This is a genomic window from Pseudomonas thivervalensis (assembly GCF_001269655.1).
Taxonomy (GTDB): Bacteria; Pseudomonadota; Gammaproteobacteria; order Pseudomonadales; family Pseudomonadaceae; genus Aquipseudomonas; species Aquipseudomonas thivervalensis.
This window is the reverse complement of sequence record NZ_LHVE01000012.1, coordinates 37,724-58,021: the sequence shown is the minus strand read 5'-3', so window position 1 is coordinate 58,021 and position 20,298 is coordinate 37,724. Positions and strand designations below refer to the sequence as shown.

At 60.0% G+C, this 20,298-nt stretch carries 18 protein-coding genes; 3 read left to right on the top strand and 15 right to left on the bottom strand.

The annotated features are described in order from the left end of the window. Positions 1 to 45: 45 nt before the first annotated feature. The 11 genes from AD659_RS16605 to AD659_RS16550 form a co-directional block, all read right to left on the bottom strand. Positions 46 to 720: a NuoB/complex I 20 kDa subunit family protein gene (locus tag AD659_RS16605; protein WP_030141322.1), complete on the bottom strand. Its 675-nt coding sequence runs from the start codon at positions 718 to 720 to the stop codon at positions 46 to 48. Between the two features lie 10 nt (positions 721 to 730). Next, the gene (locus AD659_RS16600) at positions 731 to 1,144 is read right to left on the bottom strand and encodes an NADH-quinone oxidoreductase subunit A (RefSeq protein WP_003203367.1); all 414 of its coding nucleotides are present in this window, start codon (positions 1,142 to 1,144) and stop codon (positions 731 to 733) included. A 762-nt stretch (positions 1,145 to 1,906) separates the two neighbouring features. Further along, positions 1,907 to 3,232 carry an isocitrate lyase gene (gene aceA, locus AD659_RS16595; protein ID WP_053123202.1) on the bottom strand — a complete coding sequence of 442 codons (1,326 nt, stop codon included), beginning with the start codon at positions 3,230 to 3,232 and terminating at the stop codon, positions 1,907 to 1,909. A 457-nt stretch (positions 3,233 to 3,689) separates the two neighbouring features. After that, positions 3,690 to 4,451 (bottom strand): secretin N-terminal domain-containing protein, encoded by a 762-nt coding sequence (locus AD659_RS16590; protein ID WP_053123200.1) that lies wholly within the window; start codon positions 4,449 to 4,451, stop codon positions 3,690 to 3,692. Between the two features lie 267 nt (positions 4,452 to 4,718). Then, entirely contained in the window at positions 4,719 to 5,144 is a 426-nt protein-coding gene (locus AD659_RS16585) for a GNAT family N-acetyltransferase (RefSeq protein WP_053123198.1), read from the bottom strand. Beyond that, complete coding sequence (locus AD659_RS16580; RefSeq protein WP_053123196.1) at positions 5,137 to 6,303, bottom strand: ribosomal protein uL16 3-hydroxylase; 1,167 nt, start codon at positions 6,301 to 6,303, stop codon at positions 5,137 to 5,139. Before AD659_RS16580 ends, AD659_RS16585 begins: the two co-directional genes overlap by 8 nt. Before the next feature lie 84 nt (positions 6,304 to 6,387). Next, entirely contained in the window at positions 6,388 to 7,758 is a 1,371-nt protein-coding gene (gene purB, locus AD659_RS16575) for an adenylosuccinate lyase (RefSeq protein ID WP_053123194.1), read from the bottom strand. Positions 7,759 to 8,135: 377 nt separating this feature from the next. Beyond that, positions 8,136 to 8,759: a high frequency lysogenization protein HflD gene (hflD, locus tag AD659_RS16570; protein WP_053123192.1), complete on the bottom strand. Its 624-nt coding sequence runs from the start codon at positions 8,757 to 8,759 to the stop codon at positions 8,136 to 8,138. Beyond that, entirely contained in the window at positions 8,756 to 9,880 is a 1,125-nt protein-coding gene (gene mnmA / locus AD659_RS16565; RefSeq protein WP_053123189.1) for a tRNA 2-thiouridine(34) synthase MnmA, read from the bottom strand. The genes hflD and mnmA overlap by 4 nt, the downstream gene beginning before the upstream one ends. A 59-nt stretch (positions 9,881 to 9,939) precedes the next feature. Then, a complete protein-coding gene (locus tag AD659_RS16560) occupies positions 9,940 to 10,386 on the bottom strand; it encodes an NUDIX hydrolase (protein WP_053123187.1) in 447 nt (148 codons plus the stop codon). A 643-nt stretch (positions 10,387 to 11,029) separates the two neighbouring features. After that, the gene (locus AD659_RS16550) at positions 11,030 to 13,255 is read right to left on the bottom strand and encodes an NADP-dependent isocitrate dehydrogenase (protein ID WP_053123185.1); all 2,226 of its coding nucleotides are present in this window, start codon (positions 13,253 to 13,255) and stop codon (positions 11,030 to 11,032) included. 482 nt (positions 13,256 to 13,737) lie between these two features. On the opposite strand from AD659_RS16550, the gene icd reads away from it, so the two are divergent. Continuing rightward, positions 13,738 to 14,994 carry an NADP-dependent isocitrate dehydrogenase gene (gene icd, locus AD659_RS16545; protein WP_053123183.1) on the top strand — a complete coding sequence of 419 codons (1,257 nt, stop codon included), beginning with the start codon at positions 13,738 to 13,740 and terminating at the stop codon, positions 14,992 to 14,994. A gap of 80 nt (positions 14,995 to 15,074) precedes the next feature. Here icd and cspD read toward each other — a convergent pair whose 3' ends face one another. Continuing rightward, on the bottom strand, positions 15,075 to 15,344 hold the full coding sequence (gene cspD, locus AD659_RS16540) for a cold shock domain-containing protein CspD (RefSeq protein WP_053123181.1): 270 nt from the start codon (positions 15,342 to 15,344) through the stop codon (positions 15,075 to 15,077). A 227-nt stretch (positions 15,345 to 15,571) separates the two neighbouring features. Between cspD and clpS the strand changes: the two genes are divergently transcribed. Both clpS and clpA read left to right on the top strand, forming a co-directional pair. Continuing rightward, on the top strand, positions 15,572 to 15,934 hold the full coding sequence (clpS, locus tag AD659_RS16535) for an ATP-dependent Clp protease adapter ClpS (RefSeq protein WP_003180089.1): 363 nt from the start codon (positions 15,572 to 15,574) through the stop codon (positions 15,932 to 15,934). Positions 15,935 to 15,963: 29 nt separating this feature from the next. Continuing rightward, complete coding sequence (gene clpA / locus AD659_RS16530) at positions 15,964 to 18,234, top strand: ATP-dependent Clp protease ATP-binding subunit ClpA (RefSeq protein WP_053123178.1); 2,271 nt, start codon at positions 15,964 to 15,966, stop codon at positions 18,232 to 18,234. Positions 18,235 to 18,432: 198 nt separating this feature from the next. Here the strand turns inward: clpA and infA are convergent, their stop codons facing one another. The 3 genes from infA to aat all read right to left on the bottom strand — a co-directional run bounded on the left by infA (position 18,433) and on the right by aat (position 20,219). Continuing rightward, positions 18,433 to 18,651: a translation initiation factor IF-1 gene (gene infA, locus AD659_RS16525; RefSeq protein ID WP_002553999.1), complete on the bottom strand. Its 219-nt coding sequence runs from the start codon at positions 18,649 to 18,651 to the stop codon at positions 18,433 to 18,435. Positions 18,652 to 18,773: 122 nt separating this feature from the next. Further along, positions 18,774 to 19,481 carry an arginyltransferase gene (locus AD659_RS16520; protein WP_053123176.1) on the bottom strand — a complete coding sequence of 236 codons (708 nt, stop codon included), beginning with the start codon at positions 19,479 to 19,481 and terminating at the stop codon, positions 18,774 to 18,776. Between the two features lie 57 nt (positions 19,482 to 19,538). Next, the gene (gene aat / locus AD659_RS16515; RefSeq protein ID WP_053123174.1) at positions 19,539 to 20,219 is read right to left on the bottom strand and encodes a leucyl/phenylalanyl-tRNA--protein transferase; all 681 of its coding nucleotides are present in this window, start codon (positions 20,217 to 20,219) and stop codon (positions 19,539 to 19,541) included. Positions 20,220 to 20,298: the final 79 nt, after the last annotated feature.

Below are 20,298 nucleotides of genomic sequence, written 5' to 3'. Positions count from 1 at the left end.
AGAATGAAGCCAGGTTCTCGTTTCTTGTAGAGGAACAGAGCTGGATCAGACTTCGTCGGGGCTGCGCAGGTTGGTGACTGCGATACGCTGTTCGCGGCGCTGTTCCTTTTGCGACGGCATCTCGGCGCGATAGACGCCTTGATCACCAACGACCCAGGACAGTGGGCGACGCTCCTGGCCAATCGACTCCTGCAACAGCATCAAGCCTTGCAGGAACGCTTCAGGGCGAGGTGGGCAGCCAGGCACGTAGACGTCCACGGGCAGGAACTTGTCCACCCCTTGAACGACGGAGTAGATGTCGTACATGCCACCGGAGTTGGCGCACGAACCCATGGAGATGACCCACTTGGGTTCGAGCATTTGCTCGTAGAGACGCTGGATGATCGGCGCCATCTTGATGAAGCAGGTACCGGCGATAACCATGAAATCCGCCTGGCGCGGCGATGCCCGGATCACCTCGGCGCCAAAGCGCGCGATGTCGTGGGGCGCCGTGAAGGCGGTGGTCATTTCCACGTAGCAGCACGAAAGGCCGAAGTTGTACGGCCACAGGGAGTTCTTGCGACCCCAGTTGACCGTGCTGTTCAGCACGTCTTCGAGCTTGCCCATGAAGATGTTCTTGTGGACTTGATCTTCTAACGGATCGGCGACGGTTTCCCGTTTGCCAATCGGATACTGCTCGTTAGGAGCATCGGGGTCGATCCTGGTGAGATTGTATTGCATTGCCAAAGCCTCATTGTTTCAGCTTCGCCTGCCGCTTACGCCGAGCTTCCGGAGCCCAATCAAGTGCCCCCACCCGGTAAAGGTAGACAAGACCTGCCAACAGAATTGCTATGAAAACGAGTGCTTCGACGAATCCGGTCCAGCCGCTTTCGCGGACGGACACAGACCATGCAAAGAGAAAGAGGGCTTCGATATCGAAGATCACGAACAGCATCGCGACCAGATAGAATTTGGCTGAGAGCCGCAAGCGGGCGCCACCGGTAGGCAGCATGCCGGACTCGAACGGTTCATTTTTGCTGCGGCCCCAGGCTTTTGACCCAAGCAGGCTCGACACGCCGAGCATGAAAGCACACAGGCCAACAACGCCCAGAAGGAAAATGGCAAAGCCCCAGTTGTGGGCCATGAGTCCTGTCGCTTCGGACATGCTGGAAATCCTTAACAGAGAGCAAAGGTCTCTGAGCTTGAATGAAATAACGCAGTGACGATATGTCGCAGCAATCAATCGCGGTGATTTTATGGCTAAACACCGGGCAAGTAAAATTCCTATAGCGAAATTATTTATTGGAATAAGGACATAGCGCGCCCCCATGACCCCGCAGCCCCGGCCGGGCGGGCATTGACCGTTTATTCAGCAATAATATTTCGTGCAGGTTGTAACAAGGAAAGCTCCAGCTAAATGATAATTATTATTGTTTGGCCTGGCATTTGATCAATAGTGCGGCGCAGTGGCTGAGAACTTTTCTTACATGCTCGTTAACTGCAGTTGTCAGCGCCGGCCGTTTTACTCTTTTTCTGACTGCCTGATACTGCGTTCGATCAATTTTTTCATCAGTTCACACGTTTTCCTGTGGGAGCGCTTCCTTAAGGCTTATCTGAATCTTTGTGGCGAGGGAGCTTGCTCCCGCCGTGCTGCGTTGTAGGAGCTGACGAGTGCAACGAGGCTGCGATCTTGTCCCAGCCAATTGAGTCGAAAGCGAAAGATCAAGATCAAGATCAAAAGATCGCAGCCTTCGGCAGCTCCTACCACAGCCCAGCGGGAGCAAGCTCCCTCGCCACAGAATCATTTCATGTGACGGCATTGCTGCTAAAGCATAGGCAAAAAAAAGCCCCGAACCAGTCGGGGCTTCAGATCGTCGGCTTTGCGGTTAGCTTTTATTCGGTCCGCAAGGGCCGTTTACCACAAGGATCAGTGGAACTGTTCTTCTTCGGTGGACCCGGTCAGTGCGGTCACCGACGACGTGCCACCCTGGATCACGGTGGTCATGTCGTCGAAGTAGCCGGTGCCCACTTCCTGCTGGTGAGCCACGAAGGTGTAGCCCTTGGCGGCGTCGGCGAATTCCTGCTCTTGCAGCTTCACGTAGGCGGTCATGTCGTTGCGGGCGTAGTCGTGCGCCAGGTTGAACATGCTGTGCCACATGTTGTGAATGCCGGCCAGGGTGATGAACTGGTGCTTGTAGCCCATGGCGGACAGTTCGCGCTGGAACTTGGCGATGGTCGCGTCGTCCAGGTTTTTCTTCCAGTTGAAGGAAGGCGAGCAGTTGTACGACAGCAGTTGGTCCGGGTATTCCTTCTTGATCGCTTCGGCGAAACGACGGGCTTCGTCCAGGTCCGGCTTGGCGGTTTCGCACCAGATCAGGTCGGCGTACGGGGCGTAGGCCAGGCCGCGGGCGATGGCCTGGTCGAGGCCGGCGCGTACCTTGTAGAAGCCTTCCTGGGTGCGGGTACCGGTCACGAACGGCTGGTCGTAAGGGTCGCAGTCGGAGGTCAGCAGGTCAGCGGCGTTGGCGTCGGTACGGGCCAGGATGATGGTCGGTACACCGGCAACGTCGGCCGCCAGGCGGGCAGCGGTCAGCTTTTGCACGGCTTCCTGGGTTGGCACCAGGACCTTGCCACCCATGTGGCCGCACTTCTTCACCGAAGCCAGTTGGTCTTCGAAGTGAACGCCGGCGGCGCCTGCCTCGATCATGCTCTTCATCAGCTCGTAGGCGTTCAGGACGCCGCCGAAACCGGCTTCAGCGTCAGCCACGATCGGCGCGAAGTAGTCGATGTAGCCTTCGTCGCCCGGGTTCTTGCCGGCTTTCCACTGGATCTGGTCGGCGCGACGGAACGAGTTGTTGATGCGCTTGACCACGGTTGGAACCGAATCCACCGGGTACAGCGACTGGTCGGGGTACATCGACTCGGCGGAGTTGTTGTCCGCGGCCACTTGCCAGCCCGACAGGTAGATCGCCTGGATGCCGGCCTTGACTTGCTGCACAGCCTGGCCGCCGGTCAGGGCACCCATGCAGTTGACGAAATCTTTCTCGGGACGGAAGGCTGGCTTGGCGCCCTGGGTCACCAGGTTCCAGAGCTTCTCGGCGCCCAGTTTCGCAAAGGTGTGCTCAGGTTGAACCGAGCCACGCAGACGGACGACGTCAGCAGCGGAATAATTGCGCTTCACGCCTTTCCAGCGCGGGTTTTCAGCCCAGTCTTTTTCAAGGGCTGCAATTTGCTGTTCGCGTGTCAGTGCCATGGAGATAAACCTCGTCGCATAGGTCTTGGTGGAAAATTCCTGCTCCTGCCGACCAGGGGGCTGGCGTACAAGTCGGTTCAGGCGGGGCGGCGACGGGATGAACGATGGGCTCGAGGGGAAAGTGAGCAGGTAGGGGCGAACTGCGGGCGCATTCGGGCGTCGTGGGCCTTTCATACGAACTCAGAGTGATGCCGGGTTACCTAGTTACGCTTCCGTCCCTCGGGACAACTTCGTTCCAGTCGCAACCTCGTCAAACACACCTTGTGGGCGGTACAGACACGAATCGGCTCGCAGGGTAGTTGCAAGCGTCGACCCGAAGGCCCTTGCCAGGGCCCCTGATTAGCGGGAGCGAGGCCATCATGCCTTCGGTTTTTTGGCTCGTCAAACGTTTTGTAGTGCTTTTTTTGTAGCACTACATCTTTGGTCTAATACGACTCATCAGTCAGTTTTTGGTGCTTCAGTTCAGGGTGTCGACCTTGACCCGCAGAATCATGTCATCGCGGCCCTGAGTCGAGTAGCTGCGGGTCAGGCCTTGTTTGTCGGCCTGGGTCTGGCGATTCACCCCGGCCAGGGTGATCCATTCGCCCAGGCGTCCGCTGACAGTTGTGTCGGTACTCTGGACGTTCACTACATCGGGACGTTCCTGGCTCATGCGGTCACGGTTGGTGCTGATGCTCAGGTGAACGGTATCGCCGGTGACGCTGGCGGTGACATAGAAACCCTGGGTGACGTTGCGGTATTCGGTCTGGCTTTGCAGGCGGCCGTAGTTGTCGCTCTGGCTGCTGGTGAACGGCACGCTCTGGCCTACCTGGATCAGCGCCGGCTGGCCTTCGCTGGCTTGCACCTGTTGCACGCCACCGTCACGGCTGGCGGTGCTGCGGTTGATGATGCGAGTCTGGCTGGGCGCGGCGCCGTTGATCGAATAGCCCTGGTCGCCCTGCAGGTTGTTTTCGTTGGTGTCGACCGTGATCAGCAGGCGCTTGGGGGCGGTGTCCAGCTGGGCGAGGAATTGCCGGAGCTCTTCGATCTTGCCGGGCTCGGCGTTGACGATCAGTTGGTTGCCGTAGGCGCTGACCTGGCCGTCCTTGCCGATGAAATTCTGTGCGACTGGCAACAGGTCGGCGCTGGTGCGGTAGTTCAGCGGCACGACTTGCGTGTCGGCCATGACTGACAGGCTGCCACCCAGCAGCAGAAGGGTCAGCAGGGTACGTAGAAGCATGTCCATTTCTCCGTGAGACAAAGGCTTGATATTGCCAGTTTGTCGGCCTTGGGTGGGGCAAGTTGAATGGTAGACGGCAAAACGCCCCGGCATCGGTGGATGGCGGGGCGTTTTGAGCGTTGCAGGGTGTTGTTGCATGATGCTTTTGTGGCGAGGGAGCTTGCTCCCGCTGGGCTGCGCAGCGGCCCTCGTTTTTTTGGGGCCGCTGCGCGACCCAGCGGGAGCAAGCTCCCTCGCCACAGGGTGTGTTGCTGCTTCCAGCGGTATTCAGGCCGAGCGCCGGACCATGTCTACGTGAGGAATCCCGGCTTCAAGGAACTCCTCGCTGACCACTGCAAACCCCAACCGCTCATAGAACGGCGTGGCGTGCACCTGGGCGCTGAGTATCTGTTGCTTGAGCCCGCGTTTCTCGGCTTCGGCAATCACAGCGTGCATCAATGCATCGCCCACCTTCAGGCCGCGCCAGTCCTTGAGGACCGAGACCCGGCCGATATGACCATCGGTCAGCAGGCGAGCGGTGCCGATGGGGAAGTCGCCTTCAAATGCGAGGAAATGCACCGCGTCCTGGTCATCCGAGTCCCACTCCAGTTCGGGCGGGACGGACTGTTCGGCAATGAACACGGTCTCACGAATGCGCCGGATCTCGGCGTTATCCTTTTGCCAGTCTGCGACACGAACGTGGATTTTATTCATCGGCGAACCCCAGGCTGCCTTGCTTGACCAGCTCGCAGACCAGGCCACGACCGTCTTCGTCGGCCAGCCACGGGCCGAGGTTTTCGATGTGCAGGGCGTCGGCGGCGCAGATCATCTTCAGCAGTTCGCGCAGCTTGCCCGGCAGGTAACGACTCTGGCCGCTGGCGAACAGCAGCAGGTCATCGTCGACTTCCGACCAGGCCAGGCGCGCGCTTGGGTTGCGGATGATCACGGCGCCTTGTTCCAGGCTGGCCAGCAGGTCGTCTTCTTCCAGTTCCGGGCCCACCACCAGTTCCGGGTAGCGCGGCTCGGTCATGAACTGGCCGAACCAGGTCAGCAGCAGGCGCTCGTCGCTCATGTGCTCGGCCAGCAGGCCCTTGAGGCGGTCGAGGGCGTCGTGCTGGATCTGGTGCGGATCGGCCACCGGGCGTGCGTCGGCGTCGGTGTAGCGTTCTTCGTCCGGGAGGAACTGGCTCAAGAAATCGGTGAAGTGGGTCAGCACTTCAGCGGCGCTCGGCGCGCGGAAACCCACCGAGTAGGTCATGCAGTCGTCCACGGCCACGCCGCAGTGGGCCAGGCGCGGCGGCAGGTAGAGCATGTCGCCCGGTTCCAGGATCCACTCGTCGGTAGCTTCGAAGTCGGCGAGGATGCGCAGGTCGGCGTGCTGCAGCAGCGGGCTTTCGGAGTCGCACATCTGGCCGATTTTCCAGTTGCGCTGGCCATGGCCCTGCAACAGGAACACATCATAGTTATCGAAATGCGGACCCACGCTGCCACCCGGGGCGGCGAAGCTGATCATCACGTCGTCGATGCGCCAGCTCGGCAGGAAGCGGAAGTTCTCCAGCAGTTCGCTGACTTCCGGTACGAACTGATCCACCGCCTGCACCAGCAGGGTCCACTCGCGCTCCGGCAGCTTGCTGAATTCGTCTTCGGCGAACGGGCCGCGACGCAGTTCCCAAGGGCGCTCGCCGTGTTCGATCACCAGGCGCGATTCGACTTCTTCTTCCAGGGCCAGGCCGGCCAGTTCGTCGGCATCGATCGGGCTTTGGAAGTCAGGAATCGCCTGACGGATCAGCAGGGGTTTTTTCTGCCAGTAGTCGCGCAGGAACTCCCGTGCCGTGATGCCGCCCAGGAGTTGCAGTGGAATGTCAGGATTCATGTGTAACCTATTGAAAAAATATACTTTTCAGACGCGAATAAAAACGCCCGGCGCGGCCGGGCGTCTCAAAGGTAAAGCCGTGGATCAGATGCGCTTGGCTTGTGCCGCCGCGTTGCCGATGTAGCTGGCCGGCGTGAGCTTCTTCAGCTCGGCCTTGGCCTCGGCAGGCATGTCCAGGCCATCGATGAAAGTCTGCAGTGCTTCAGGGCTGATGCCCTTGCCACGGGTCAGTTCTTTCAGCTTTTCATACGGGTTTTCGATGTTGTAGCGACGCATTACGGTCTGGATCGGCTCGGCGAGGACTTCCCAGCAAGCGTCGAGGTCGGCGGCGATCTTCTGCTCGTTCAGTTCCAGCTTGCTGATGCCCTTGAGGCTGGCTTCATAGGCAATGACGCTGTGGGCAAAGCCCACGCCCAGGTTGCGCAGCACGGTGGAGTCGGTCAGGTCGCGCTGCCAGCGGGAGATCGGCAGTTTGCTCGCCAGGTGCTGGAACAGCGCGTTGGCGATGCCCAGGTTGCCTTCGGAGTTTTCGAAGTCGATCGGGTTGACCTTGTGTGGCATGGTCGAGGAGCCGATTTCGCCAGCGATGGTGCGCTGCTTGAAATAGCCCAGGGAGATGTAGCCCCAGATGTCACGGTCGAAGTCGATCAGGATGGTGTTGAAGCGCGCAATCGCATCGAACAGCTCGGCGATGTAGTCGTGCGGTTCGATCTGGGTGGTGTACGGGTTGAAGCTCAGGCCCAGCTCGTCTTCGATGAAGGCGCGGGCGTTGGCTTCCCAGTCGATGTCCGGGTAGGCCGACAGGTGGGCGTTGTAGTTGCCCACGGCGCCGTTGATCTTGCCCAGCAGCGGCACGGCGGCCACCTGGGCGATCTGGCGCTCCAGGCGGTAGACCACGTTCGCCAGTTCCTTGCCCAGGGTGGTCGGCGAAGCCGGTTGACCGTGGGTGCGTGACAGCATCGGCACGTCGGCGAAGCGGATCGCCAACTCGCGGATGGCCTGGGCGGTCTGGCGCATCAGGGGCAGCATCACCTCATCACGGCCTTCGCGCAGCATCAGGGCGTGGGACAGGTTGTTGATGTCCTCGCTGGTGCAGGCAAAGTGGATGAACTCGCTGACATTGGCCAGCTCCGGCAGCTTGGCCGCCTGCTCCTTGAGCAGGTATTCGATGGCCTTGACGTCGTGGTTGGTGGTGCGCTCGATCTCTTTGACGCGCTCGGCGTGCTCCAGCACAAAGTTTTCCGCCAGAGCGTTCAACACCGCGTTGGCTTCGGCGGAAAACGCCGGGACTTCGCCGATGGCAGGGTGGGCGGCCAGGCGCTGGAGCCAGCGCACTTCAACCAGAACGCGGGCACGGATCAGGCCGTACTCGCTGAAAATCGGGCGCAGGGCCTGGGTTTTGCCGGCGTAGCGGCCGTCAACAGGGGAAACCGCAGTGAGCGAAGAGAGCTGCATGGGGTGTTCTCGGACAGTCGGGCAACGAAATGGGGCGCGTATCATACATGAAAACCAGCACCGGTCCGTTGCCAACTGACCGGCGTGTTACGCGTAACGAGATAAAGCTGTTTTATTACCTGTGGTGAGGGAGCTTGCTCCCGCTGGGCCTGTAGGAGCTGTCGAGTGCAACGAGGCTGCGATCTTTTGATCTTTTGATCTTTTGATCTTTTGATCTTTTGATCTTTTGATCTTTCGCTTGAGATTCAAGCGTCTGGGGAAAGATCGCAGCCTCGTTGCACTCGACAGCTCCTACACAGCTCCTACACAGCTCCTACACAACTTCTGCGGTTCAGAGGGGGCAAGCTCCCTTGCTACAAAAAAACGGTCGAGGCGACTTATTCGTTGCGCATCAACGGGTAAAGCTCTTTCAGCAATTTGCGTCGGCTGATCACCAGTTGCCAGCGATGGCCGCCCAACTGCCGCCACAGCCGTGCCGAGCGGATACCGGCCAGGAGCAGGGCACGGATCTTCGAGGCATTGCTCGGTTGCTGCAGGTTGCGCATGTCGCCATGCACCTGGATACGCTGGCGCAACGTACTCAGGGTGTCCTGATACAGCGAACCGCAGGCCGCGACGACGTTTTCGTGAGCCGGGCCGAAGTGCTCGACCTGGGACTGGATCTGCGGCAAGCGTTTGCCGATGGTTTCCAGCAGGTCGTCACGCTTGGCCAACTGGCGCTCGAGGCCCAGCATCGATAGGGCATAGCGCAGCGGTTCGCGTTGCAGGGCGCTGGGGTCGCGTTCCAGGGCGCCAATCAGCGCACGGTAACCTTCACGCAGGTTCAGGTCGTCGCCACCGTAGACCTCCAGGGTGTCCTTGGGGTCGCGAACCAGCAGGCTGCCCAGCATGCAGGCCACGCCCGCTTCGGAGGCCTGGCCGGTCTTGGCGATCCGGTCCACCAGCACGGCGGCGAGAAACACGCCGCCCAATGCCGTCAGTTGTTCCTGGATAGGGGTCATGCCTGGCTGCTCCAGGGTTCCGCGACTTCGATCACGCCGCCGCCCAGGCAGATGTCGCCATCGTAGAACACCACGGATTGGCCGGGTGTGACCGCCCGCTGCGGGTCATCGAAGGTGGCGCGGTAGCCCGTGGCGGTTTTTTCCAGGGTGCAAGGCTGGTCGCTCTGGCGGTAGCGAACCTTGGCCGTCAGGCGGCGTGGCTCGCTGAGGTCGATCGGGTTGACCCAATAGATGTCGGAGGCGAGCAGGGCGCGGGAGAACAGCCATGGGTGGTCGTTGCCCTGGCCGACGATCAGCTCGTTGTGCTCCAGGTCCTTGACCAGCACGTACCACGGCTCTTCGCCGGCGTCTTTCAGCCCGCCGATGCCCAGGCCTTGGCGCTGGCCGATGGTGTGGTACATCAGGCCATGGTGACGACCGATGACGTCGCCTTCGGTCGTCTTGATCTCGCCCGGCTGGGCCGGCAGGTATTGCTTGAGGAAATCGCTGAAACGGCGCTCGCCGATGAAGCAGATTCCGGTGGAATCCTTCTTCTTGGCGGTGGCCAGGTCATGTTTTTCTGCAATCGCGCGCACTTCGGGCTTTTCCAGTTCGCCGACCGGGAACAGGGTCTTGGCGATCTGCTCGCCGCCGACGGCATGCAGGAAATAGCTCTGGTCCTTGTTCGGGTCCAGGCCCTTGAGCAGTTCGGTGTGGCCGTCGATGTCGCGGCGGCGCACGTAATGGCCGGTGGCGATCAGGTCGGCGCCGAGCATCATGGCGTAGTCGAGGAACGCCTTGAACTTGATTTCGCGGTTGCAGAGGATGTCCGGGTTCGGCGTGCGACCGGCCTTGTATTCGGCCAGGAAGTGCTCGAACACGTTGTCCCAGTACTCGGCGGCGAAGTTGGCGGTGTGCAGCTTGATGCCGATCTTGTCGCACACGGCCTGGGCGTCCGCCAGGTCATCCATGGCGGTGCAGTATTCGGTTCCGTCGTCTTCTTCCCAGTTCTTCATGAACAGGCCTTCCACCTCGTAACCCTGCTCGATCAGCAGAAGGGCGGAAACGGAAGAGTCCACGCCGCCGGACATGCCGACAATGACGCGCTGCTTGGATGTGTCAGAAGGGGCTGGATCACGCATAGGAATTCAATGAGTGTCTTGAAAAAGGACGCGATTCTATCAGGCCCGGGCGCGCAAGGCTAAAGAGAAGGACGGATCAGCGCCAGGCTGTGGCAATGGCCGGCCAGATAATCGTCGATGCAGCGGATGATCAGCTCGCTGCGCCAGTGTTCGCGTTGCGCGAGCAGTTCGTCGCGGGTGAGCCATTTGGCGCCGAGGATGCCGTCGTCCAGTTGATATTCCGGGTGGTGTTTCAAGGCCTTGGCGGCGAAGCAGACCCGTTGGTAGGTCACGCCGTTGCTGGGGGCTGTGTAGAGATAGATGCCGGTTACGCTGGTGGGTTCGACGTCCCAGCCGGTTTCTTCAAGGGTTTCGCGCACGGCGGCTTCGATCAGGGTTTCGTTGGGGTCCAGGTGGCCGGCGGGCTGGTTGAGTACAGCGCGTCCGCCTTTGGATTCTTCCACCATCAGGAAGCGGCCGTTGTCTTCGACGATGGTGGCGACGGTGATGTGGGGGTGCCAGTTCATAAGGTTCCTTTATTGCTCAGATTCGAATATGGGCCATTATGGAGCTTGCAGACGGCTAGGTTTTGTTGACTGGGTACATATCCATTTTTGCGGTAACGGCCGCTTAGGGTTCCGCCCTGACGGCGGGTCACTTTCGAAAAGCGCGAAAGTAACCAAAGCGCTCCTGCCCCACCACTCGGTGCCTCGCTTAGGCTCGGCATGCCCTCACTCCGGCATTGCTCCGTGGGCCGCCGCGAAGGGCCATCCATGGCCCAGCGCGGCTAACCCGGCATCCATGCCGGGTTGCCCACTGCGCAATGCCTGCGTTCGGCCATCGTGGTTAACGGGGCGCCCCAGATCAAGATCAAGATCAAGATCAAAAGCGAGGCGGCTTGATAGCCGGCCTGGTTCTTGGTGAGGTCGCGTTTCTCCTGTGGGAGCGAGCCTGCTCGCGAAGGCGGCCTGGCAGCCGACCTGTCTCTGGTGGCTGTACTCCAATCCAACTGTGGGAGCGAGCTTGCTCGCGATGGCGGTGGGTCAGTCAATATTTGAATTGAATGATGAATTGCAATCGCGAGCAAGCTCGCTCCCACAGGGGTGGGTTCTAAATGCCAGAAACACAAACCCCGGCACAAGGCCGGGGTTTGTGGTACTGCCTACAACCTTACACCAGCGCAGCAATCGCCGCGTTGAAGGTGTTGCTCGGGCGCATGGCCTTGCTGGTCAGCTCCGGGTTGGCGAAGTAGTAACCGCCGATGTCCACGGGCTTGCCTTGCACGGCATTGAGTTCGGCAACGATTTTTTCTTCGTTGTCGGTCAATGTCTTGGCCAGGGTCGCGAACTGGGCCTTGAGGGCTGCGTCGTCGTCCTGGGCGGCCAGTGCCTGGGCCCAGAACAGGGTCAGGTAGAAGTGGCTGCCGCGGTTGTCGATGCCGCCGACCTTGCGCGAAGGCGATTTGTTGCGGTCCAGGAACTCACCGGTAGCCTGGTCCAGGGTCTTGGCCAGCACCAGGGCTTTCGGGTTGTTGTAGGTCACACCCAGATGTTCCAGGGACGCGGCCAGGGCCAGAAACTCGCCCAGGGAATCCCAGCGCAGGAAGTTTTCTTCCAGCAGTTGCTGGACGTGCTTGGGTGCCGAACCGCCAGCGCCGGTTTCGAACAGGCCACCGCCGTTCATCAGCGGCACGATCGACAGCATCTTGGCGCTGGTGCCCAGTTCCATGATCGGGAACAGGTCGGTCAGGTAGTCACGCAGCACGTTGCCGGTCACCGAGATGGTGTCCTTGCCTTCGCGGGTACGGCCCAAGGTGAACTTCATCGCGTCGACAGGCGACATGATGCGGATGTCCAGGCCGTTGGTGTCGTGTTCCTTCAGGTAGGCCTGGACTTTCTCGATGACTACGCCGTCGTGGGCGCGCATCGGGTCCAACCAGAAGATTGCCGGGGTGCTGCTGGCGCGGGCACGGTTGACGGCCAGTTTGACCCAGTCCTGGATCGGCGCGTCCTTGGTCTGGCACATGCGGAAGATATCGCCAGCCTCGACCTTCTGCTCCAGCAGGGTGCGACCGTTGTTGTCGGAAACACGCACCACGCCGTTGGCCTTGATCTGGAAGGTCTTGTCGTGGGAGCCGTACTCTTCGGCTTTCTTGGCCATCAGGCCGACGTTCGGCACGCTGCCCATGGTGGTTGGGTCGAAGGCGCCGTGTTGCTTGCAGTCTTCGATCACCGCCTGGTAGATGGTGGCGTAGCAGCGATCCGGGATCACGGCCTTGGTGTCGTGCAACTGGCCATCGGTGCCCCACATCTTGCCGGAGTCACGGATCATGGCCGGCATCGAGGCGTCGACGATCACGTCGCTCGGCACGTGCAGGTTGGTGATGCCTTTGTCGGAGTTGACCATCGCCAGGGATGGGCGTGCCGCGTAGACCGCCTGGATGTCGGCTTCGATCTGCGCCTGCTGCTCGGCCGGCAGGGCCTTGATGCGGGCGTACAGGTCGCCGATGCCGTTGTTCAGGTTGAAGCCGATCTGCTCCAGCACTTGAGCGTGCTTGGCCAGGGCGTCTTTATAGAACTCGGCAACGATCTGGCCGAACATGATCGGGTCGGAGACCTTCATCATGGTGGCCTTGAGGTGAACCGACAGCAGCACGCCTTTTTGCTTGGCGTCTTCGATTTCCGCGGCGATGAATTCGCGCAGGGCGTTTTTGCTCATCACGGCGCAGTCGAGGATCTCACCGGCTTGTACGGTGGTTTTTTCCTTCAGGACAGTGGCAGTGCCGTCCTGCGCGATCAGCTCGATCTTCACGCTGCCGGCGGCGTCGATCAGGGCGGCTTTTTCGCTGCCGTAGAAATCGCCGGTGCTCATGTGGGCAACGTGGGACTTGGAGTCCGCAGCCCAGGCGCCCATCTTGTGCGGGTGCTTGCGAGCGTAGTTCTTGACCGACAGCGGCGCGCGACGGTCGGAGTTGCCTTCGCGCAGGACCGGGTTCACGGCGCTGCCCTTGATCTTGTCGTAACGGGCGCGCGCGTCTTTCTCGGCGTCGCTGGTCACGGTTTCCGGGTAGTCCGGCAGTGCGTAGCCCTGGGCCTGCAATTCCTTGATCGCGGCCTGCAGTTGCGGCACCGAGGCGCTGATGTTCGGCAGCTTGATGATGTTGGCTTCAGGCGTAACGGCCAGGTCGCCCAGTTCGGCGAGGTGGTCGGCTACGGCTTTGTCACCCAGTTGCTCGGGGAAGCTGGCCAGGATGCGCCCTGCGAGGGAGATATCGCGGGTTTCCACGGCGATATCGGCCGAAGCGGTAAAGGCTTCGACGATCGGCAGCAGCGAATAGGTGGCGAGGGCAGGCGCTTCGTCGGTGAAGGTATAGATGATCTTCGAGCGGGTGGGCATATTCGGATTAACTCTCTTCTTTGCTAAAGCATGCGCAGAAACTCGAGGGGCGCCGGGTAAGCGCGTTCGTTCAAAGTCATCCGTGAGCCGAATGTCGAGGTTTCTTCGCGGTGATGTTGGGTGCATCAGTCGAGCGTCAAGCGGTCGGGCCGCGGTAACGGCCCGGCTTTCAAAATGGCGGAAAGTCTCGTAATAGAGCCGTCAGCCGTCGTGACCCTGTGGTCAGCGGCGGCATTATACATAGGTAGCTGGCGATCTGCCGATGGTTCATAGACTTCCGTACACGTCCATTGGTCTAAACGTCGCAGTACCCCTGGGGCGGACTATGCTCATGTTTGGCGCTTTTCCCTTGGTTTTCAGGCTTGTACACGGCGAAGTGCAAGGCTTTGCCGCGGATGGGCCTAACGTAGGGTTTGCGTGCCGATTCAACTGGGGTACGCTCGAACGCAGCCAGATGTTCAATCCAAGCAATGGAGTTCAGCATGGGGTATCAAAAGATTCAGGTTCCAGCCGTCGGTGACAAAATCACCGTCAATGCAGACCATTCTCTTAATGTTCCCGACAACCCGATCATCCCCTTCATCGAAGGCGACGGCATTGGCGTCGATATCAGTCCGGTCATGATCAAGGTTGTGGACGCTGCGGTTCAGAAGGCCTATGGCGGCAAACGCAAGATTTCCTGGATGGAAGTCTATGCCGGTGAGAAAGCGACCCAGGTCTACGACCAGGACACCTGGTTGCCCCAGGAAACCCTGGATGCAGTCAAGGACTACGTGGTGTCCATCAAGGGCCCGCTGACCACGCCGGTCGGTGGCGGTATCCGTTCGTTGAACGTAGCGCTGCGCCAGCAGCTCGACCTGTATGTCTGCCTGCGCCCGGTGCGTTGGTTCGAAGGCGTGCCAAGCCCGGTCAAGAAGCCTGGCGACGTGGACATGACGATCTTCCGCGAGAACTCCGAGGACATCTATGCGGGCATCGAGTGGAAGGCCGGTTCGGCCGAGGCCACCAAGGTCATCAAGTTCCTGAAAGAAGAAATGGGCGTGACCAAGATCCGCTTTGACGAGGATTGCGGCATCGGCGTCAAGCCGGTTTCCAAGCAGGGCACCAAGCGCCTGGCTCGCAAGGCCCTGCAATATGTGGTCGACAACGATCGTGATTCGCTGACCATCGTGCACAAAGGCAACATCATGAAGTTCACCGAAGGTGCCTTCAAGGAATGGGCCTATGAAGTGGCGGCCGAGGAATTCGGTGCGACCCTGCTCGACGGCGGGCCGTGGATGCAGTTCAAGAACCCACGCACCGGCAAGAATGTCATCGTCAAGGACGCCATCGCCGACGCGATGCTGCAGCAGATCCTGTTGCGTCCGGCTGAATATGACGTGATCGCCACCCTGAACCTGAACGGTGACTACCTCTCCGATGCCCTGGCGGCGGAAGTGGGCGGCATTGGCATTGCGCCGGGCGCCAACCTGTCCGACACCGTGGCGATGTTCGAAGCCACCCACGGTACCGCGCCGAAGTATGCCGGCAAGGACCAGGTCAACCCGGGTTCGCTGATCCTGTCGGCGGAAATGATGCTGCGCCACATGGGGTGGACCGAAGCGGCCGACCTGATCATCAAGGGCACCAACGGCGCGATTTCGGCCAAGACCGTGACCTATGACTTCGAGCGCCTGATGGAGGGCGCCAAGCTGGTGTCGTCCTCGGGCTTCGGTGATGCCCTGATCTCGCACATGTAAGCGAATCGGCGCTCAACGTGAATGCCCGGCTCGAGTGATCGAACCGGGCATTTTCATTCAGGTGGGGAGGTGACTGCCGGTCAGTGCGTCTCGGTGACCCTGACCTTGACAGGGGCGGGCGCGTCTTCGACAGGGGCTGGCTGGATGCTGACGGCATGTAGGCCCTTGGGGCCCTGGATAACGTTGAATATCACAGGTTGCCCGGCTTTCAGGGTCTTGTAGCCGTCCATCTCGATGGCCGAATAATGGGCGAACAGGTCTCCGATATCCTCGCCGTCCGCAAGAATGAAACCGTAACCCTTGGCATTATTGAACCATTTCACCTTGCCCTTCTTCTTGACGACCGACATAACCCATTTCCCTCTGCAACGCACTCCATCACTGGAGTATCATCCAGTCCATCCGCAGGCTAATCTTGTTTGCAGGATAGATTCCACGGACCTTTTTAACCCACGATGGGCTCTATTGGTTGTAACACTGATTTCCCGATAGTCAAGGTGGCTCCGGTGGTCGTGGTTGAAATCGCCCACAAGCGCCCCCATCACTGTATTCGCCAACTAAACGAACCTTTCTTTCCATGCATGCAGTCAGCCAGATTCGACTAACATTCAATCAGGATCGCCCGGATCTACACGACGACGATTCCGCAGGCATTGCTGTTCAGGAAGCAAAGCCCGCATTACAGGCGCCACCGATGTACAAGGTGGTTTTGTTCAACGATGACTACACACCGATGGATTTCGTCGTCGAAGTGCTCGAGGTGTTTTTTAACCTGAATCGGGAGCTGGCGACCAAGGTCATGCTGGCCGTCCATACAGAGGGACGGGCAGTATGTGGAGTGTTTACCCGCGACATCGCCGAGACTAAGGCCATGCAGGTCAACCAGTACGCCCGGGAAAGCCAGCATCCGCTACTCTGTGAAATCGAGAAGGACGGTTAACGCCGACCACTTGGGTATGAGGTGAAGCTATGTTAAACCGCGAGCTCGAAGTCACCCTCAATCTTGCCTTCAAGGAGGCTCGTTCGAAGCGTCATGAATTCATGACCGTCGAGCACCTGCTGTTGGCCCTATTGGATAACGAGGCTGCCGCCACCGTTTTGCGTGCCTGCGGCGCGAACCTCGATAAACTCAAGCATGATCTGCAGGAGTTCATCGACTCCACCACGCCACTGATCCCCGTGCATGACGAGGATCGCGAAACCCAGCCAACCCTGGGCTTCCAGCGTGTCCTGCAACGTGCTGTCTTTCATGTACAGAGCTCGGGCAAGCGTGAAGTCACCGGCGCCAACGTGCTGGTTGCGATCTTCAGCGAGCAGGAAAGCCAGGCGGTGTTCCTGCTCAAGCAGCAGAGCGTCGCGCGTATCGATGTCGTCAACTACATCGCCCATGGTATCTCCAAGGTACCGGGGCATGGCGATCATTCCGAGGGTGAACAGGATATGCAGGACGACGAGGGCGGTGAGTCTTCTTCTTCAGGCAACCCATTGGACGCCTATGCCAGCAACCTGAACGAACTGGCGCGCCAGGGCCGTATCGATCCGCTGGTCGGGCGTGAGGCGGAAGTCGAGCGCGTGGCCCAGATCCTGGCCCGGCGCCGCAAGAACAACCCCTTGCTGGTGGGCGAGGCGGGCGTGGGCAAGACCGCGATTGCCGAAGGCCTGGCCAAGCGCATCGTCGACAACCAGGTGCCGGACCTGCTGGCCAACAGCGTGGTGTATTCCCTCGACCTGGGTGCCTTGCTGGCCGGTACCAAGTACCGCGGTGATTTCGAGAAGCGCTTCAAGGCGTTGCTCGGCGAACTGAAAAAGCGTCCGCAGGCGATCCTGTTCATCGACGAAATCCACACCATCATCGGTGCCGGGGCGGCGTCGGGCGGGGTCATGGATGCGTCGAACCTGCTCAAGCCGCTGCTGTCCTCGGGTGATATCCGTTGCATCGGCTCGACCACGTTCCAGGAGTTTCGCGGGATCTTCGAGAAAGACCGCGCCCTGGCCCGGCGTTTCCAGAAGGTCGATGTGTCGGAGCCTTCGGTGGAAGACACCATTGGCATCCTGCGCGGCCTGAAGGGGCGTTTCGAGCTGCACCATAACATCGAATACAGCGATGAAGCCCTGCGCGCGGCGGCTGAACTGGCCTCGCGCTACATCAACGACCGGCACATGCCGGACAAGGCCATCGACGTCATCGACGAAGCGGGTGCCTACCAGCGCCTGCAACCCTTGGAGAAACGCGTCAAGCGCATCGAAGTGCCTCAGGTCGAGGACATCGTCGCGAAAATCGCGCGTATTCCGCCCAAGCACGTTACCAGTTCCGACAAGGAACTGCTGCGTAACCTGGAGCGTGACCTGAAGCTGACGGTGTTCGGCCAGGATGCGGCCATCGACTCGCTGTCGACCGCCATCAAGCTGTCCCGCGCCGGTCTCAAGTCGCCGGACAAGCCGGTCGGTTCGTTCCTGTTCGCCGGTCCTACCGGTGTCGGCAAGACCGAGGCGGCGCGGCAACTGGCCAAGGCGATGGGCATCGAGCTGGTGCGCTTCGACATGTCCGAGTACATGGAGCGTCATACCGTATCGCGTCTGATCGGTGCGCCTCCGGGCTATGTCGGTTTCGACCAGGGTGGCCTGTTGACCGAAGCCATCACCAAGCAACCGCACTGCGTATTGCTGCTCGACGAGATCGAGAAGGCGCATCCGGAAGTCTTCAACCTGCTCCTGCAGGTCATGGACCACGGCACGCTGACCGATAACAACGGGCGCAAGGCAGACTTCCGCAACGTGATCGTCATCATGACCACGAACGCCGGTGCCGAAACCGCAGCGCGCGCGTCGATCGGTTTCACCCATCAGGACCACTCGTCCGATGCGATGGAAGTGATCAAGAAGAGCTTCACGCCTGAGTTCCGCAACCGCCTGGACACCATTATCCAGTTCGGTCGCCTCAGCCATGAAGTCATCAAGAGCGTGGTGGACAAGTTCCTTACCGAACTTCAGGCCCAGCTCGAAGACAAGCGTGTGTTGCTGGAAGTCACCGACGCGGCCCGCAGTTGGCTGGCCGAAGGTGGTTATGATGTGACGATGGGTGCGCGGCCGATGGCTCGCTTGATCCAGGACAAGATCAAGCGTCCGCTGGCGGAGGAGATCCTCTTTGGCGAGCTGGCCGAGCATGGCGGTGTGGTTCACATCGACATCAAGGACGGCGAGCTGACCTTCGACTTCGAAACCACGGCTGAAATGGCCTGACCGTTAGCTGCAATAAAGCAAAAGGCGCCGAAAGGCGCCTTTTTGCTGTTCCAGTCCCGCATCATGCCCTGTTGTGGGCAAGGCACAAGACTGGGTTTCACTGCCAATCCCTGTGGGAGCTATGTGTTTCTGAAGATTGGGGCAAATTCCAGGCAAACAAAAACGCCCGGCATCAGCCGGGCGTCTTGTATTGACTTGTTAGCGAGCGCGGTAAGTGATGCGCCCTTTGCTCAAGTCATAGGGCGTCAGCTCGACGCGCACTTTGTCACCGGTAAGAATACGAATGTAGTTCTTGCGCATCTTGCCGGAGATATGCGCGGTTACGACGTGCCCATTTTCCAACTCCACACGAAACATGGTGTTGGGCAGGGTGTCGACGACAGTGCCTTCCATTTCGAAGCTGTCTTCTTTCGACATGCAGTAAAGCCCTCGGTATCCAGTGAATGGCCCGGTGCAACTGCGCCAGGCAAAAGCGGCGTGCATTGTGCCCGAAAAAGGGGGTTCAAGCCAAGGGGTTCTAGCTTTTAAGCCGAAGGGTGCTAACTCAGGACAACCCACCGCTGGTTAATCAGCAATTCGATAGGCCGATATTGGGTCTTGTAGTTCATTTTCTTGCAGTTCTTGATCCAGTAGCCCAGGTACACCGCTTCGAGTCCCAGGCGCCGGGCTTCGTTGATTTGCCAGAGGATGGCAAAGCGCCCGAGGCTGCGCCGTTCTTCTTCCGGCTCATAGAAGGTGTACACCGCTGAAAGGCCGTTGGGCAGCAGGTCCGTGACGGCGATGGCGACCAGTCGCCCCTCCAGCCGGAACTCATAGAAGCGGGAAAACGGCAGGTCACGCACCAGGAAGGTCGAGAACTGATCCCGGCTGGGCGGGTACATGTCGCCATCGGCATGGCGTTGTTCGATGTAGCGTTGGTACAGGTCGAAATATTCTTCGGTGAATTGCGGCTTGGCCGGGCGGACCTGAAGGTCGGCGTTGCGCTTGAAAATGCGTTTCTGCTGGCGATTGGGCAAGAATTGCGCCACGGGGATGCGCGCCGGGACGCAGGCGTTGCAATGCTGGCAATGCGGCCGGTAGAGGTGATCGCCGCTACGACGAAAGCCCATTTCCGACAGGTCTGCGTAGACATGCACATCCATGGGCTGGCTAGGGTCGAGGAACAGCGTCGTGGCCTGCTCCTCCGGCAGGTAACTGCAAGAGTGGGGCTGAGTGGCATAGAACTTCAAACGCGCCAACTCGGTCATGAATCAACCCTCGGATGAGCTTTAAATCTAATTGTAAGCCAGGAGCGCGGATGTCGCTCAGCAAACCCAGGTCGCGTGGTTGGGTTGGTCCAGGTGTGCCTCGAGATACTCGGCGAACCGCGTGCGCGGGATCGAGCGAGCGCCCAGGCTGTGCAGATGCTCGGTGGGCATCTGACAGTCGATCAGCACGAAACCGGCGGCCTTGAGATGTTGGACCAGCATGGCGAAGCCGAATTTCGACGCATTGTCGGCCCGGCTGAACATCGATTCACCAAAGAACAGTTGGCCCATGGCCAAGCCATACAGGCCGCCCACCAGCACGCCCTGGTCCCAGACTTCCACCGAATGGGCAAAACCGCGCCGGTGCAGTTGCAGATAAGCGGTTTGCATGGCGTCGGTGATCCAGGTGCCCTCGGCATAGTCCCGCGGCGCGGCGCAGGCCTGGATGACCGCGGCAAAATCCTGATCGAACGTCACTGTATAGCGCTGCTTGCGCAACAGCTTGCCCAGGCTGCGGGACACGTGCAGTTCGTCGGGAAACAACACCGTGCGTGGGTCCGGCGACCACCACAGGATCGGTTGTCCCTCGGAAAACCAGGGGAAACAGCCGTGGCGATAGGCCTGGATCAGCCGGTCGGCGGAAAGATCGCCACCGGCGGCCAATAACCCGTTGGGATCGCGCATGGCTTTTGCCAGAGGCGGAAATTCGAGGCTGTTGCGTTGTAACCAGGTCAGCATGGGTGTCCGGCTTGTAGAAGGGGAGGGCGGCAGGTGGCGGGTCTCGCCTGTCAGCGAGCACCCGCCTGGAAGGTTAACC